Consider the following 16,802-nt stretch of genomic DNA (forward strand, 5'->3'; position numbering starts at 1 on the left):
TTGCGATCCAGATGGTGACAATTGGACTGGCTTGTTGTTTTTTGTGCGCTGCAATGCGGTGGTCAGGATAGGGCGAAAGGCGTCCGATAGCAGCTAAATGAACTCTATCATGCTGGGCTAGAGGTTCGCGTCCGCCTTCGACCCATTTGCGGACTCTTGCGAGCGGCGCGTTGATCATCACAAAAGAATATTAGACGCCCCAGTTGACAACCCAAAAGCACCTCTAGATGATAATGAGAGTGACTCGCATTAGCGAATCTGAATCTAGGGAATAGTCATTGATCAATCCAACTACCAGAGCAGCAAGTATTGCTGCCTGCTCTTGCCTCGCCATTGTCGCATCCAATCCTGCACTGGCAGAGGGAAACAAAGCGGACACTCAACAAGACAATCAGACGATCACCGTCACTGCTACGCGGGCGCCGGTCACCGTGGCTGATGCTCCAGCGACGGTCACAGTGATTGACGCTGAACAAATTGCTGATGAGCTAGCGACGGATATTCGCGATGTAGTCCGGTTTGAACCGGGCGTAACAGTTCGCCGTGCTCCAGCCCGTTTCGGCGCAGCGCTGGGCACCACGGGCCGGGCAGGCAATGAAGATTTCAACATCCGAGGCATCGGTGGCAACCGCGTGCTCATTCAAGTGGACGGTATCCGCACCCCGCAAGGGTTTAGCTTTGGCGCACAGACCGTTGGCCGTGACAGTTCCACCGATATTGGCCTAGTTAAATCAATCGAGATTTTGCGGGGCCCAGCTTCTGCCTTCTACGGCAGTGACGGTTTGGCTGGCGCAGTGAGCTTTACGACGTCTGACCCTGAAGACTTGCTAGATGGCAACACGTTCGGTGGTTTCCTCCGGGCACAATATAGCTCTGCAGATCAAGAGTTTGCTGAAACGATCGCCTTGGCAGGACAGCTTGGTCAGCTCTCCGCGATGCTGGCCTATTCGCGGCGCGACTTTCAAGAATTGGATAACCAAGGCACCAATGAAGTGGTTGGCCCGGGCCGAACTACTCCCAATCCGCAAGATGGAACATCCGACGCGGTGCTTGGAAAGCTTGTTTGGAGCAATGGAAATCATCGGCTTCGACTGACAGGCGAGTATCAGGAGCGCGAAGTTTTCTCCGAGGTTCTAAGCGGAATCGGCCCAGTGTTCTTTGGCCCTTTCCCCGCTTGGAATGTCGATAGTCTAACAGCGCTCGATAGCAGTGAACGCATGCGCGTGTCAGCCGACTGGACCTGGACCGCTGACGATGCGGGCGCAGGTCTGATCGACTACGCGCACTTGGCGGCCTACTGGCAGGATGGCAACGACCGCCAGTTTGCTGACGAAGATCGCTCACCGGTGAGCGCAACACTGCGCCCTGATCGGGAACGGCTGAATACCTTCGACAATCGGGTTTACGGCTTTGTTTCGGACTTGCGCAGCAGCTTTAGCACTGGAGGGTTCAAACACACGGTCTCTTATGGTGCCGATGTGAGCTTCACGCGTCAGGAAGGCCTGCGCGATGGCGTCGAGCCACCTTTTGGCGAAGTATTCCCGACCCGCGCATTCCCAGTCACTGATTTCACATTGGGCGGCGCGTTTATTGGCAGCGCCATCGAGTTTCCGAGTGGAGACTTCGCGCTCTACCCTGCCATTCGCTTCGATTTTTACGACCTTGATCCAACTGATGCCCCCCTGCTCCCGACATTTACGGCGAGCGCGCAAGATGGCTCGCGCGTATCACCCAAGGTTGGGGCGGTCCTAAAACTTGGTGGGGAAGTTCGGCTGTTTGCAAATTACGCGCAGGGTTTCCGAGCCCCAACGCCCAGCCAAGTAAACAACTTCTTCGAGAACCTTGCCTTTGGCTATACCTCTGCGCCCAACCCCGATCTAGAGCCAGAAACAAGCGAAACGTTCGAAGGTGGGGTTCGTTATAATGACCGTAATCTAGACTTCTCGCTTACCGGCTTTGTCGCCAGTTATGACAACTTCATCAGCCAAGAAGCTGTAAGCGGCACCGGCACGCCATTTGATCCGACCGTGTTCCAATTCGTCAATCTCGATGCAGTCGACGTAAGCGGAGTTGAAGCCAAGGCGGACTATCAATCAGACAGCGGTTTTCGCGTTCGTTTTGCCATTGCTTACGCCGACGGCGAAGTAGACTCGCCCGGATCACCCGCGGACTCGCTTTCAACAATCGATCCGCTGAATGCAGTCATTGGAATTGGTTACCGCCAACCAGATCGAAAATTTGGTGCCGAGCTAATCGGCACATACAATGCGCGCAAAGAAGCCAATGAAACTCTGGGTGTTTGCAATGGTGATTGCTTCCGTCCCGAAGAGTTCTTCATACTCGATGCAACCGCTTTCTTTCGGATTGGCGACACTCTCACAGTGCGCGCGGGGCTCTTCAACATCTTCGATGCGACCTACAGCTACTGGAACGATGTTCGAGGCCTGACCGATGCCTCCACTATAACCGAAGCCTTCACTCAGCCGGGACGCAACTTCAGCGTCTCACTCTCAGCCAATTTCTGAGCCAGAAAACAGGAACATTCCTATGATGAAAAACGCACTTATCAGCGGCGCAATGGCCGCTCTCGCTCTGGTCGGCACACCGGCTTTGGCGGACGATCCGATTACCGGACGCACTGCGGAGGTAGAACAAGCCTCGTTTGCGGCCGACCGCGCAGACATTCTCGCCATGGCGGGCGACTACAAGGTGACCTTCGACATGAAGGAAACCACAAGTTGGCGCGAAGATTACACTCCCATCGATCCCAAGATGTCAGGAGGCCACGAAAGCGTCCGCGTTATCGAAGACAACGGTCGCAAAATTGTGCTCCAGCATCTTCTGGTCGTGGGACCAAAGGAAAATCCATTCGTTGTGAAGCACTGGCGTCAGGATTGGGAATACGAGCCGACCCAAATTCTCGCATACACAGCGCCGAGCACATGGGAATTGCAGGATGTTCCTGAACGCTTGCGCAAAGGACGCTGGTCGCAGACGGTTTATCAAGTCGATGACAGCCCACGTTACGCAGCATGGGGGCAATGGCAAACCACGAACGGCGTGCGACGGTGGCGTTCAAGCTGGACGGTCCGCCCTCTCGCCCGTCGCGATGCGACCCGCAACCCTGTCTATGACCACTACAAGTCGATCAACCGGCATCAGCCCATGCCCGGCGGTTGGATACACTGGCAAGACAATACCAAGATGAAGTGGGTGGACGGCAAGGCTGTGCCCTACGTGCAGGAAAGCGTGCTCAACACATACACTAAGTTTGACGGCTACCCTGTCAGTGCGGCCGATGAATATTGGAAAGCCAGTTCGACCTATTGGGCTGCGGTTCGCGCAGCATGGGATACGGCCTTGTCAAAGAACGGCGGCATTACTGTCACCGAGGAAGCTAATGCCGGGACAGTCATCAGCATGGAATTGCTCAACATGGGCACCGCCATTCAGAAAGGTGAAATCAAAGAGGCTGCCGCGATTACTAAGGCACAGGAGCTTATTTCAGGCGCAACCAGTGCTCCAAAAACTGCGCATTTCAGAAAGCAGGCTAAGGATGCTGGATACTGATCGAAGCCGAAGGGGCATTTGCGTCTGACCAGTTTTGGCTAACGGGCGCAAACGTCCGCTTCCACCCTCACAAACGGACAAAGTCTCCTCCCTTTCCTACATCCGCCACACTCACCCATACCCAGCGGATGAAGCACTACACTGCGCGCCGCACGTCTCCTTCCATGCCACCGCTCCAACTCCCGCCGTTCCATGCGGTGCAAGCCCGTCCGCGCGCTGACGGATGGACGCCTCGCCGGCAGGCGGAGTTTATTGGCTGGCTGGCGCAAACCCGCTCGGTGGCCGAGGCGGCGCGGCAAGTCTCAATGGCGCGCGAGACCGCGTATCGCCTGCGCGAGCGGCCCGGTGCGCAGGGCTTTGCTGCAGTTTGGGATATGGCGCTTGCCGTGCGAACCAGCGAAACGGGGTTGGAGCGGTTCTTGGCCGCGCGGGAGACAGCGCTGGCGGCGTTAAAGCCCAATCGGAAAGTCACACTTCGCGAGCTGGAGTGGCGTGTCGAAACTGGCAAGTGGCGGGTGATCCTGCGCGGCGGGCGCTATATGGGCGTGAGGCAAATGGCTGATAATGATGCGCTTTTGATGCTGCTTCGCTGCAGCGACAGGGCAGCGGCGCAGGTGCGCGCATGGGCAAGCGAGTGAAAAGTCACACTCTTCAAAACTCGCGTAGGTGTATCACCCTTGCGCGAAGCAAAGCTTGCCAAGCGGTATGTGCGCGTTATCGGTTTCTGTTCATCTGCGCGTCCCTATGCAGGGGCAAATCACCCATTTCGGAGCATCCATGAGCGAACTTCCCGCAACGGCAGAGCAGCATAAGGAAGGCAAGCGTAACGCCTTCACCCGTTTCCTGGACGGGGTTGAATGGCTGGGGAACCTTCTGCCGCATCCGGTGACGCTGTTCGCGTTGTTGGCGGTGGGGATTGTGCTGCTCTCGGGCTTGCTTGGCTATCTGGGCGTTGCGGTCGAGGACCCGCGTCCTTTGGGCGCCAAGGGTGTGGCTGAGGACGGGATGATCCGCGCCGTGAGCCTGATGGATGGCGACGGGATACGGCGCATCTTCACCGGATTGGTCGACAACTTCACCGGCTTTGCGCCGCTCGGCGTGGTGCTTGTGGCAATGCTGGGCGTGGGTGTGGCGGAGCATTCGGGGCTCCTTTCGGCAGCGGTGCGCAGCATGGTGCTCGGCGCGCCCAAGCATCTGGTGACGGTGGCCATAGTGTTCGCCGGTATCGTCTCGAACACCGCTTCGGAAGTTGGCTATGTGGTCCTGATCCCGCTGGCAGGCGCGATCTTCTATGCCCTCGGGCGGCATCCGCTCGCAGGTATGGCGGCGGCGTTTGCAGGGGTTTCGGGCGGATACAGCGCGAACCTGCTGATCGGTACTATCGACCCGCTGCTTGCCGGCATCACGCAAGAAGCCGCGCAGCTGATCGATCCGGACTACACCGTGGTTGCCACCGCGAACTGGTATTTCATGTTCGCCTCGACCTTCCTCATCACCATCATCGGCTCACTGACGACGATCTACATCGTGGAGCCGAAGCTGGGTGAGTATGATGCCTCGGGCGCGGATGAGACTATCCTCGATGATCGCATGATGGATGAGGTCAGCGCGGACGAGAAGAAGGGCCTGCGCTGGGCGGGCATCGCGCTGCTTGGCGTGCTCGGCTTGATGGCTTTGGTGCTGGTCCCCGAATGGGGCGTGCTGCGCAATCCGGAAAACGGAGACCGCATCGACAGCCCGTTCTTTGACGGCTTCGTGGTGTGGATCTTCATCTTCTTCGTGACGCTCGGTTATGCCTATGGCCGCGCGGTGGGAACGATGAAGACCGACCGCGACGTGATTGATGCGATGGCAAAAGCGCTGTCCTCGCTTGGCCTCTACATCGTGCTGGTGTTCTTTGCCGCGCAGTTCGTCGCATTCTTCGGCTGGACCAATCTGGGTGCAATCACGGCGGTGACAGGCGCGAACTTCCTTGTCGAGACCGGCATGACCGGTCCGGCGGTGTTCTTCCTGTTCATCCTGCTGTGCGCGATGATCAACCTCTCACTCGGCAGTGCGAGCGCGCAATGGGCGGTGACCGCGCCGATCTTTGTGCCGATGCTGATGCTGATCGGATATGCGCCCGAAGCGATCCAGGCGGCCTACCGTATTGGCGACAGCACCACCAATATCATCACTCCGATGATGAGCTATTTCGGCCTGATCCTCGCCTGGGCAACGCGGTATGACAAAAACCTCGGCGTGGGCACGCTCATCGCGATGATGCTGCCCTATTCGATGTTCTTCATCTTCTTCTGGTCGATCTTTTTCTATCTCTGGACCTTCGTCCTCGGCATTCCGGTAGGTCCGGGATCGCCAACCTATTACACGATGCCGGGCTGAAGCATTCGATGGATCGCAGAGCATTCGTCGCGGGAGTATCGGCAATGACGGCATCGGCAGCGTGTGGTCAGTGGAAAGAAAGCGAGCCAAACGACGCTGGCTTGGTCGGGTATCTGCGCACCAATTGGAGCAAGGATCCCTTCGCTCTCGGTGCCTATTCGTACTTTGCTAAGGGCACCAGTCGATCAGATTATGCCGAGCTTGCAAAGCCCGTTGGGGAGCGGCTGTTCTTCGCCGGAGAGGCGGTATCAGACCGGCTCAACTCCACAGTCCATGCCGCCTATCTGTCGGGCAAGGCATGCGCCGCAAATGTGTTGAAGCGCCCGGCCAAGTCGGTCGCGGTGATAGGAGCAGGGATGAGCGGGCTCGCTGCTGCAAAGGCGCTATCCAGCGAGGGACGCAAGGTCACCGTTCTAGAAGCGCGAGACCGGATTGGCGGACGTATCTGGTCGAATTCCGACCTCGGTCTGCCTCTCGACCTTGGGGCTGCATGGATCCACGGAATAAAGGGCAACCCGCTGACCGAGTTGGCCGATGCATTGGAGCTCAAGCGTGATCGCACTCGCGACGGCTACAGCGTGTGGGGCGGTGAGGGCAAAAAGTTGGGGCTTTTCTCGACACCCAGTTGGCTGTTTGACGAGAACGAAATTCAGGTCGCCTATGGTGCCGATAAGGACTGGCTTGCCGAAGCTGGCTTCGCCGATACCGATGGTTTCGAAGGGCCCGATGTTACCTTTCCGGGCGGCTACTCTGAGATCTTTAGAGCTCTAGAAGGCGAATACTCGATCGAGCTAAACAACCAGGCTCAATCGACCAGCTATGGTGACGACGGCGTTGAAATTTCCTTCGCTGACGGTGCCGCGCAGACCTTTGATGCGGTCATCGTCACCGTGCCGCTCGGCGTTCTGAAAAGCGGTAGCATAGAGTTCGATCCCCCGCTTCCTGCCGCGAAACTCAGCGCCATTGAGCGTGTCGGATTTGGTCTCCTCGACAAGCTGTGCTTGAAGTTCGAGGACGCATTCTGGGATGTCGATGCGACGTGGATTTACACACCAGAGAACGACCTTCCGCGCGGTCATTTCAATCAGTGGTTCAATCTCGGCAGGTATATCGATGAACCTGTCATAGTCGGGCTCAATGGTGGCTCTGCGGCGTATTCTCTCGCGGAGGAGAGCGATGAAGTTCTGGTCGAACTGGCCACTGCGACGCTACGAAATGCCTTTCGAGTTTGACGAAAAAGGCCCGGACCGCGATGTGCGATCCGGGCCTTTTGCTGTTGGTAGAGCGGTTGCTTAGACCGGATAGGTCCAAGCTGAGCCGCGTGCGAGATTGTCGCTGGCGAAGGCCCAGTTGAGCTTCCCTTCGACCACAGCCTCAAGATAGGCCGGGCGCGCATTGCGGTGATCGATGTAATAGGCGTGCTCCCACACATCGATGGTCAGCAGCGGGTTGAAGCCGCTGTCCGCCAGCGTGTCGCCATCATGGGTTTCCTCGATCGAGAGCTTGCCGTCTTTCTCGGCCAGCCACACCCAGCCGCTGGCGAAGTGACCCGCACCGCGTGCTTTCAGCTGGGCCTTGAGTTCATCCATCGAGCCGAATGCTTCATCGATCTTGGCAGCAAGATCAGCCGAAGGCGACGTGGCTTCGCCGGTCAGCGAGTGCCAGTAGAACGCGTGGTTCCAAGTTTGTGCCGCGTTGTTGAACAGGCCCTGATTGCTGCCGCGTGCGTCGGATACAACGGTTTCAAGCGCGGCGCTATCATGTGCGGTGCCTTCGATGGCGGCATTCATCTTGTCGACGTAAGTCTTGTGGTGCTTGCCGTGGTGGAATGACAGAGTCTCGGCCGAAATTGCCGGAGCGAGCGCGGTGTCTGCGTATGGAAGATCGATCAGTTGGAAAGCCATGGTAGTCCCTCTGTGTTTGGGGTTTTGAACCGTCTGTGAAACCAATGCGTGTGCGCGATATAGGTTGCAACGCCTCTTGGAAAAAGGGCGTTTTACAGCTTGCTCAATAATGCAGCCCTATCATTCCGCGTTTGAAAGCGGCATCGGCACGCAATTGGGCGTGTTCCACCCACGTGGAATGCACGCCGCTCGAAATCTTGTGCGGCAGGGCGAGGCGGCAAATCGGTCCCTTTGTCACGTCGCGCGCATCCATGATCGCGCATTCGGATGTACCCTTATTCTCGTCGATCAGGAAGGTAACGAGATAGCCGTCGTCTTCTTCTCCCGACCCGCCCTTGCGTGGCACCATCGGGCTTTCGCTGGCATAGACGCCGTCGGGCAGCTGAAAGACCTGTTCCTCGCCCGTCTGTGTGTCGTGTTTCACATAGCCGTTGAACAGGAACCAGCCGGGACGCGTGGTGGTGGACCACAAATACCGGCTCTTCTCCATCAGGTAATCGGGGTTGATCATCCCGAACTCGACGATCCGGTCCGACAGGCGCTCTTCAGTTGTCTCGCCCGTCTTCAGATTGAAGCGCCAGCGGTGCAAACGGCACTGGAAGGAATGCTCGTCTACGAAGGCCATCATATGGCTGTATTCGCCCGCTTCCTCGATCGGGTCGGGCATAGGCTTGTCCTGATAATAGCCTTCCAAGACTACTTCATCGCCATCTTCCCAAGCGTTCGTCCAGTGCAGGACATAGGTGGGTGAGGCTTCGAACCAGCGGATTGCCTCGGTCTTGCCGTGACGCGGGATAAGCGCGAAGCGGGTGGGCACGCCTTCGTGAATGCGCGCCGCATGAATATCACGCTTGAGCAGTTCTTCGTCCCAGAAAAGCGGCATGTCGTTCAGGATCGACCAGTTCTTGGTGATCGCCATATCGTGCGGCAGGCGCGGGCCGGGTAGCGGGACAGGAATGTAGTGCACCAACTGTCCCGACCGATCGACCACGCCATAATGCATGTAGGGCGCGTGCTTCGAATAGTTGAAGAACATCAGCTCACCGGTCTGCTCGTCAACCTTCGGGTGCGCTGACACGCCATCGAGCGGGCCCCATGATGCCTTGCCCAGATTGTCGAGCGTGATCGGATCAATCGCCCATGCCTCGCCACATTGATACAGCGTTGCATAGGCCACACCGGCATGGACAATAATGTCTGTTGAACCGGTGTCCTTCAGCGAGCCATGCGCGCCAAATCCGGGACGTTTGGAAAGTGCGGGCGGGTCCATCAGACCACCCCAAAGCGCGCCGCTCGCAATCTGCTCTGCCTCAAAGCACTGAGTGCGGACGAAGCGGTTGCGATAGCTCGCTTTGCCGTCTTTGAAGCTGACTTGATGCACCATGGCGTCGCCATCAAATGGATGATGGCGGCCCAGCGGTTGATGCACCGGGTTTTCGGTGTTCCGCAGATAAATGCCATCAAGATCCGCAGGCACCTCACCCTCGATCACTTCCAGCTCCTCAACATCGACCTCTTCGTGAAGCGGCGTCCATGCTCCGCTCAAGTAAGGGTGATTCGATGGTTCCAGTGTCGTTTTGACCGGCGGATGGCGTGTGACTTGCATCGCGTTTCTCTCCCAAGAGGCCCGTTTAGCCTAACCCAGAAAAATCCAATGGGAAACAGATCAAAACTTGATCTGCATCAATGAAAGCCGACACATTTGCGATCATTCCTTGTGCATTGGGACAAGGAGAATCGAATCATGAAATCCATTCTGCTCCACATTGATGATGACGCATGCATGGAAGCGCGCATGCAAGCAGCTCTCGACATAGCCCGCGCAACAGGCGCGCATATCACGTGCTTGCAAGCGGTGAGTTATGAGGTGTTCGCACCGGGCGATTTCTATGGCTCGGCACTGGCCGCTGCCATGCCCCGCATCAAAGAAGCAGCTGAGAAACTTCGCGCCAAGATCGAAACCGATCTCGCCAACGAAGATGTCGCTTGGGAATGGCAGTTTCTCTACGGGATGGCCGAACATCGCTTGCTCGAGCAATCGCCTTTGCATGATCTGATAGTAGTTGGGCCACATGATGTCGGGGAGGAGGGCTCCCGTGGGCCTTCCCGATTGGTCGGCGAGCTGACTTTACGCGCGCCGATCCCTGTGTTGGTGGTGCCGGGGTCCACTACCAGCCTTGTTCTTTCCGCGCCTGCTCTTGTGGCCTGGAATGGCTCATCGGAAGCTTGTGTTGCACTGCGCAGTGCGGTGCCGCTGCTGTCTTTGGCCAGCAAAGTGTATCTCGCCTGCGTGTCCGAAGATGATAGGAAGCAGCGGTTCGATTTCCCGCCCACGTCCGGCGCAAAATATCTCAGCCGGCATGGGATCGAGGCAGAGATCGTCGAGGTCCCGCGCGGCGATGCGAAGATCTCAGAAACGCTATTCGCTGCCGCGCAGCACCGCGAATGTTCGGTGATGGTGATGGGGGCTTACGGCCACTCACGCCTATCGGAAATGCTGCTGGGTGGTGTGACCCGCCGCAGTCTCACCAATCCGCAGTTGCCGATCTTTATGGCGCATTGAGCGCTCAAGATGAGCCTTGGAGAGTAGCGATGATGGAAGGTTAGCTTTTGCCCTTCCGTTTCCGCATCATGCCTTCTTGCGCGACGCTGGCTACGAGATCGCCCGCCTGATTGAAGATGCGCCCCCGGTTAAAGCCGCGGCCGCCGCCTGACCATGGGGCATCGGTGCAATAGAGCAGCCATTCATCTGCGCGCGCATACCTGTCTTTGGGTGAGTGAAACCAGATTGCGTGGTCAAGGCTGGCGCCGACCAACTCGCCACGCATCCACGAAAGGCCATGGGGCAGGGCACTGGTGCCCAAAAGCGTGTAATCGCTGGCATAGGTGATGACAGCGCGATGGAGCGCGGGATCATCGGGAAGGGGCGAGGCGGTGCGGAACCAGGTATGCGCACGCGGTTCGCGCGGTTCGCTGTTCATCCAGTGCAGCCGGTCAATCGTGCGCATTTCGATCGGGCGCGGGCGTAGCATCAGCGCGCGTTGCGCATCGCTCAGCCGGTCGCCCATCTTGTCCGCCATGATGCGGCGCATCTCCATGTCCGGCTTGAGGCTATCGGGGCCTTCCACATCGGGCATCGGGCTATCGACGTGTTCCAGCCCATCTTCGGGCACCTGAAAGCTGGCTGTGAGGTTGAGGATTGGGGTGCACGACCCGTCCTCATTTTCCTGCGCTGCGACAACCCGACGATTGGCGAAGCTGCGCCCGTCAAAATCACGCTGGATGCGGTATTCGATGGGCAGGCCTTCCTTACCGCCACGTAGGAAATAAGCGTGCAGCGAGTGCGCGCTTTTGCCCTCGGGCACGCTTAGCTGTGCCGCCTGAAGCGCCTGCGCAAGAACCTGACCGCCAAACACGCGGCCCACGCCGCCTTTTTGCGGACTGCCCACAAAGACATCCGCCGCGCGTTTCTCGACAGTCAGCAGGCGGACTAGACCGCCGACCAGTTGTTCATTGGTGGGTGTGTCATTCATCGCAGCAGCCAATGCGGGGCGGTGCGGATTAGGTCAAGCGAGACCGAGTTTGCGCATTGCGCGAAAAGCGAGCGACTTGGTGTGATTTTGCCCTGGCCAACGAGCGGGCGCGCTTGGTGTCAGACCAAGCCTGCGCAGTTTCGCGTTGAATGCACGAGCCTCGCTCTCTCGGTAACTCCATGCGGAACGCCATGTAATCGAGAGTGAGATCGAGCTTTCTGGACCGTTGCGCACGAAATGGGGTGCCATCACGGGAACATAGACGGCCTGTCCAGCGGAGAGGGTGAAGTCGCTGCCATAGTCGCGCAGCCTGTCATCCCAGCTGAGCTCACGCGGGCCGCCGGTGTGATAGCTTTCGTGGGTGGTGTCAGGCGCAAACCGCGCGTCACCCGCTGGAAACTGTGTCATCGTCTTTGTGCCAGCGATCTGGAGCAGGATGTTGTGCTCGGGATCGAAGTGATAAGGCGTGACGGCGTTGGGGCTGGAAATGAAGATGAAGGCCTGCGGTGTCAGCATCGCGCCTGTGCGCAATTCAATTTCAGGCTTCAATTCGCTCAGCAGGTCGTCAAGCAGCGCGCTGTAAGCAGGCGATTGCTCAACATTTTTGAGCACCGCCCAGCTGTTGGCCTTCTGCACTTGGCGGATTGTCTCACCAATGCTCAGTCCGGTGCTTCCCGGCTTGCCATCGACACCAATTGGCAGATCACCGCGGTTGTATTCGACACTACTCTCAGGGAGCGTTTCGGCGAGCGCCGCAAGAGCGCCAATCTCCAGCAGTGGATGGTGATTGAGTGAGTGCGAGAGGCGGTGAGGCCCCTCTGGATAGTGAGTGGCGAAATGCGCGCGGGCAGGGGCATCGAACACGGCATTCGCCGCATCATGCGTAGTCGGAAGATTGGACGTGGGCGCGTTCATCAGCCATCCCTCCCTCTTGTTTCATACGCCATCAGCCCTTTGAAGAGCGCGCGCCGCATGCCGCCGCCAATCGCAACGTTCCTGCTGACAATCCGGCGCTTCTCTCGCCAGATCCTCTCGATCATCGGGTGCCCTTCAACAGCGCAACTGTCCGCCCACTCCACATCGCCGCGTTCGAGCAATGCGAGGTTCTCGATCTGAAGCAGCAAACCGGGTGAGAAGCGGGCGAATTCCTCATCGAAAGTGGTCTTGAAGCTGAACACTCCGGGCGGTGTGACAAAGTTCGCCAGCATCGCCACAGGGCGGCCATCCAATCTCAAGGCCAGTCTTTCCAATCGACCGGCCTTACCTGCACGCAACAGGGCCTCCTCGAAGAAGTCACGCGTTGCCTGCGCGTTGGCAAGCGCTGTTCCAGCTTCGCCTTTCCATCCGGCCGCTTCGAGGTCGAGAAATTCCGTGATCCATTTCTGGATGCCGGTTTGATCCGCGCGCCGCTCCAATCGCAGCTCCCCACATTCAGACAGTCGCTTTGCCAAACGCCGCAATTCCTTGCGCCGTTTCTTTGTCATCGCCTGTTCCAGATAGGCTTCCGGATCGTGGTCGGATGAAAGCATCGCGCGCTCACCAGCCTCAACCTCTACGCAGGCGCGCGCCTCATGCGTGGTTACTGCAAGCAGGGCTTCTGCAGCGGGACCATCCTCGGGCAATTGCGGAAGGTGCAGAAATGTTGCGCGCTGGGGTTTGCGATCTAAGCGCTCAAACAATGCGCGCCAGAATGCTTGCTCGTATCCTTTGGCCAGCAATGGGGCGCCGCAAAACGCATTAGAGTGGAGCCAAGTCGAAGCGTGAGGCAGCAAATAGCCGTAGTATTTTGTGGCTCTCTCGACCGGCATCAAACCGCGCAGCCGACCACCATCAACAAGTGCGCAGATCGCCAAACGGGAGTCATCGTGCAAGTGCTTTAGCGCCGGGACGAGACACCACGGTTCAAAAAAGGGATTGGGTTCGCTCGCTTCAGAGGCAAGGTTTTGCCAGCGCTCGATAAACTTGAGTTCAACTGCTTGTTTAGCGGAGATCAGGCGCAGCTCTCCGGTCGCTGCCGCCTGGGTGCGGGGCAGCGATTGAACGTCATCAAATCCGGGCGTCGCCGCCAGATCCATGGCTCTCATCCTCCTTGGCGCACTGGTTCTTGCGCGGAGGCGGCATATGGCACAATCGCCTTAATATTGGATGGAGCCCCCGAATGCCGTCCGGCATTGGGACAAGCGAGGGGCAAAAACTAACCCCGCCGGAATTGCTCCCGGCGGGGTCAAATTTGGCCAAAAAGGCGATGAAGGCTTAGTGCGCTCCAGCGAGAGCCGCGAGAAGCAGCAGCGCCACGATGTTGGTGATCTTGATCATCGGGTTCACGGCGGGACCTGCGGTGTCCTTGTACGGGTCACCCACGGTGTCGCCGGTCACAGCAGCTTTATGGGCTTCAGAGCCCTTGCCACCGTGATTGCCGTCTTCGATGTACTTCTTCGCGTTGTCCCATGCGCCGCCACCGGCGGTCATGGAAAGCGCGACGAACAAACCGCCGACGATCACGCCGAGAAGCAGAGCGCCGAGTGCCGCGAAGGCCTCGTTCTGTCCAGCGAGCAGGTAGATCACGTAGTACGTCACGATCGGCGCGAGCACCGGAAGCAGTGACGGAATGATCATTTCCTTGATCGCTGCCTTAGTCACGAGGTCCACCGTGCGGGCATAGTCTGGACGGCTGGTGCCTGCCATGATGCCCGGGTCATTCGCGAACTGATCACGTACGTCGACGACAACGTCACCAGCAGCGCGGCCCACGGCGGTCATGCCCATCGCACCGAACAGGTACGGGAGCAGTGCGCCGAGAAGCAGACCAACAATCACGTACGGGTTCTCGAGGCTGAAATTGACTTCGGCGTCCGGGAAGTATGCACGAAGGTCAGCGGTGTAGGCTGCGAACAGAACGAGCGCGGCAAGACCAGCCGAACCAATGGCATAACCCTTGGTCACGGCTTTGGTGGTGTTGCCCACCGCGTCGAGCAGGTCGGTCTTTTCGCGAACGCTTTCGTCCAGACCAGCCATTTCAGCAATGCCGCCAGCGTTGTCGGTTACAGGACCATAGGCGTCGAGCGCGACGACCATGCCGGCGAGTGCAAGCATCGCGGTCGCACCAAAGGCAAGACCGATCAGGCCAGCCAACTGGTACGCACCAATGATGGCGGCGATGATGACGATGGTCGGCAGGGCGGTCGATTCAAGACTGATCGCCAGACCCTGGATCACGTTGGTGCCGTGGCCCGTTTCTGAAGCCTTGGCGATTGACTTCACCGGACGGAAATTCGTGCCGGTGTAGTACTCGGTGATCCAGATGATGACGCCGGTCAGCGCAAGTCCGATAAGCGAACAGTAGAACAGGTCACGTCCGTGGAATTCCACACCGCCCGGTCCAGTCGCGATGACTGTGTTCATGTCGGTGCCTTGAGTGCCCAACGCGTGAGCGATGACCATCCAGATCAGCGGAATTGCCAGAACAGCAGTGACGATGAAGCCCTTATACATCGCGCCCATCACGTTGGTCCCGTTGCCAAGACGCACGAAATAGGTGCCGATGATCGAGGTAACGATGCAAGCGCCGCCGATGAGCAACGGAAGCGTCATCATAGGCAGCAGCAGGTCACCCAGTGCCTCACCGAAAAGGAGAGCGATCAGAACCATCGTCGCACCAACGGTCACGACATAGGTTTCGAACAAGTCGGCGGCCATACCAGCGCAGTCGCCCACGTTATCGCCGACGTTGTCAGCGATGGTGGCCGGGTTACGTGGATCGTCTTCCGGGATGCTGGCTTCGACTTTACCGACAAGGTCGGCGCCGACGTCAGCCGCCTTGGTAAAGATACCACCGCCCAGACGCGCGAAGATCGAGATCAGCGACGCGCCAAAGGCGAGGCCGACAAGACCGTCGATCACGGTGCGGCTATCTGCGTCCATGGCCATTGGGCCGACGAGAACGTAAAAGAACACCGCGATCGCGAGCAGAGCAAGGCCAGCAACGAGCATGCCGGTGATGGCGCCAGCGCGGAACGCAATGGTCAAACCATCCTGCAGGCCCTTTTCAGCGGCAGCAGCTGTGCGCACGTTGGAGCGAACCGAGATGTTCATCCCGATATAGCCCGCAACACCTGACAAGACCGCGCCGATGACGAAGCCGATGGCCGGAACATAGCCAAGGAAAAGCCCGACAACCACCGCTGCGACGACACCAACGATGCCGATAGTGGTGTACTGACGGTTGAGATAAGCCTGCGCGCCCTCTTGGACGGCACCAGCAATCTCTTGCATTTTGGCGTTCCCGGCGTCTGCGCCGAGAACTTGGCGGCTGGTCACGATGCCGTACACGACGGCAAGCGCACCTAGCCCGATTGATATGAGAATTAGGTCCACGAAATAATCCCCTCTGATGCGTGGAAAGCGCCTGTGTCTCCCGTAGGCGCGAGGCGAGTAGTCATAGGCGGTAAGCGAGCACTGGCAAGCGGAATCCCGCCCGAAAAAGACGGTTTTGAGCCGTTTTCACCTGATTTGAGCACATAGGTGGCTCCGCAGAGGCTCTATCCGTGCTGATAGCCTAGTGAAGCGGGTGATCTCATAGGGGTTGCGCCGAACAGCAATGGGGCTTCATCGCGTGGTTTTACAGTGCCGATCCGGCTTGCTTGAACAGGCAGTTTGACGTCGGGCGCGGCAGTGAAAAGAAGTTCGTAATCGTCGCCCCAACGAACACAATCATCGATGCGATCTTGGTCAGCGACGGGAATGGTGTCCGGCCTGAGTTCTATGGTTGCGTCGCTCTCATGGCCTATGCGCCAACAATCGAGAAGCAGGCCGTCCGAGATGTCCATCATTGCGCTGACAAGCGGGGCCAGAATCCGGCCTTCCTCAAGCTTTGGTTGAGGCCGGTTGAAGGCATCCACGTGCTCTTCAACTCCCTCGAAGCCCAGCATCGCCTTGCCCAGCGTGCCCGTGACGTAGAGCGCATCGCCTGCCTCTGCGCCGCCGCGGGACGGAACGGGACTATGGGTGGCGCGGCCTATCGCCGTCAGACCGAAGGTGTTGGCGCCGGTGGATGCGATTGTGTCGCCGCCCATGATTGGTACGTTGTAGACCGTCAAAACCTCGCGCAGACCGGTCAGGAACCGCTCGTCCGCATGGCTGAGAGAATGGCCAAGCAAGATCCCGAGAGGTTCTGCGCCCTTTGCGGCGAGATCCGACAAGTTCATGGCAACGAGCTTCCAGGCGACGTCGGCCAAATCCGCATCGCGCCTGAAATGTGTGTCTTCGGCCATCATGTCATGCGTGATGACCAGCGTTTCGCCCCCGACCTCGATCAGCGCGCAATCATCGCGCAAGCCACGTGCACCCGGGTGCAGCGGCATCGTGCGCAGGGCAGAGAGAAATTCGGACTCGTTCACGCGCTAGTCTTTAGCGC

Annotated in this window: 13 protein-coding genes; 6 read left to right on the forward strand and 7 right to left on the reverse strand. The window is 58.4% G+C overall.

Annotated elements, in window-relative coordinates; translation table 11 throughout:
• Positions 1 to 278 precede the first annotated feature (278 nt).
• The 5 genes from AC0V6K_RS11495 to AC0V6K_RS11515 all read left to right on the forward strand — a co-directional run bounded on the left by AC0V6K_RS11495 (position 279) and on the right by AC0V6K_RS11515 (position 7,184).
• Positions 279 to 2,525, forward strand: coding sequence for a TonB-dependent hemoglobin/transferrin/lactoferrin family receptor (locus AC0V6K_RS11495; protein WP_472622355.1), 2,247 nt, complete (start codon positions 279 to 281; stop codon positions 2,523 to 2,525).
• Between the two features lie 22 nt (positions 2,526 to 2,547).
• Positions 2,548 to 3,570 carry a DUF6607 family protein gene (locus tag AC0V6K_RS11500; protein WP_472622357.1) on the forward strand — a complete coding sequence of 341 codons (1,023 nt, stop codon included), beginning with the start codon at positions 2,548 to 2,550 and terminating at the stop codon, positions 3,568 to 3,570.
• A gap of 128 nt (positions 3,571 to 3,698) precedes the next feature.
• The gene (locus AC0V6K_RS11505; protein ID WP_472622359.1) at positions 3,699 to 4,208 is read left to right on the forward strand and encodes a hypothetical protein; all 510 of its coding nucleotides are present in this window, start codon (positions 3,699 to 3,701) and stop codon (positions 4,206 to 4,208) included.
• Between the two features lie 139 nt (positions 4,209 to 4,347).
• On the forward strand, positions 4,348 to 5,952 hold the full coding sequence (locus AC0V6K_RS11510) for an AbgT family transporter (protein ID WP_472622361.1): 1,605 nt from the start codon (positions 4,348 to 4,350) through the stop codon (positions 5,950 to 5,952).
• Between the two features lie 44 nt (positions 5,953 to 5,996).
• Complete coding sequence (locus AC0V6K_RS11515) at positions 5,997 to 7,184, forward strand: flavin monoamine oxidase family protein (protein WP_472622363.1); 1,188 nt, start codon at positions 5,997 to 5,999, stop codon at positions 7,182 to 7,184.
• 60 nt (positions 7,185 to 7,244) lie between these two features.
• Here the strand turns inward: AC0V6K_RS11515 and AC0V6K_RS11520 are convergent, their stop codons facing one another.
• Together AC0V6K_RS11520 and AC0V6K_RS11525 are read right to left on the reverse strand one after the other, a co-directional pair.
• Positions 7,245 to 7,856 (reverse strand): superoxide dismutase, encoded by a 612-nt coding sequence (locus tag AC0V6K_RS11520; protein ID WP_472622365.1) that lies wholly within the window; start codon positions 7,854 to 7,856, stop codon positions 7,245 to 7,247.
• 103 nt (positions 7,857 to 7,959) lie between these two features.
• Positions 7,960 to 9,462 (reverse strand): carotenoid oxygenase family protein, encoded by a 1,503-nt coding sequence (locus AC0V6K_RS11525; RefSeq protein ID WP_472622367.1) that lies wholly within the window; start codon positions 9,460 to 9,462, stop codon positions 7,960 to 7,962.
• A 138-nt stretch (positions 9,463 to 9,600) separates the two neighbouring features.
• On the opposite strand from AC0V6K_RS11525, the gene AC0V6K_RS11530 reads away from it, so the two are divergent.
• On the forward strand, positions 9,601 to 10,419 hold the full coding sequence (locus AC0V6K_RS11530; RefSeq protein WP_472622369.1) for a universal stress protein: 819 nt from the start codon (positions 9,601 to 9,603) through the stop codon (positions 10,417 to 10,419).
• Between the two features lie 40 nt (positions 10,420 to 10,459).
• Here the strand turns inward: AC0V6K_RS11530 and AC0V6K_RS11535 are convergent, their stop codons facing one another.
• The 5 genes from AC0V6K_RS11535 to thiL form a co-directional block, all read right to left on the reverse strand.
• Entirely contained in the window at positions 10,460 to 11,389 is a 930-nt protein-coding gene (locus AC0V6K_RS11535) for an acyl-CoA thioesterase (protein ID WP_472622371.1), read from the reverse strand.
• A 33-nt stretch (positions 11,390 to 11,422) separates the two neighbouring features.
• On the reverse strand, positions 11,423 to 12,304 hold the full coding sequence (locus AC0V6K_RS11540) for a cupin-like domain-containing protein (RefSeq protein ID WP_472622373.1): 882 nt from the start codon (positions 12,302 to 12,304) through the stop codon (positions 11,423 to 11,425).
• Positions 12,304 to 13,473 carry a GNAT family N-acetyltransferase gene (locus AC0V6K_RS11545; protein ID WP_472622375.1) on the reverse strand — a complete coding sequence of 390 codons (1,170 nt, stop codon included), beginning with the start codon at positions 13,471 to 13,473 and terminating at the stop codon, positions 12,304 to 12,306. The genes AC0V6K_RS11540 and AC0V6K_RS11545 overlap by 1 nt, the downstream gene beginning before the upstream one ends.
• 169 nt (positions 13,474 to 13,642) lie before the next feature.
• Positions 13,643 to 15,763: a sodium-translocating pyrophosphatase gene (locus AC0V6K_RS11550; RefSeq protein ID WP_472622377.1), complete on the reverse strand. Its 2,121-nt coding sequence runs from the start codon at positions 15,761 to 15,763 to the stop codon at positions 13,643 to 13,645.
• 164 nt (positions 15,764 to 15,927) lie between these two features.
• Positions 15,928 to 16,785, reverse strand: coding sequence for a thiamine-phosphate kinase (gene thiL, locus AC0V6K_RS11555; protein ID WP_472622379.1), 858 nt, complete (start codon positions 16,783 to 16,785; stop codon positions 15,928 to 15,930).
• Positions 16,786 to 16,802 lie beyond the last annotated feature (17 nt).

This window comes from Erythrobacter sp. S43 (assembly GCF_057364955.1).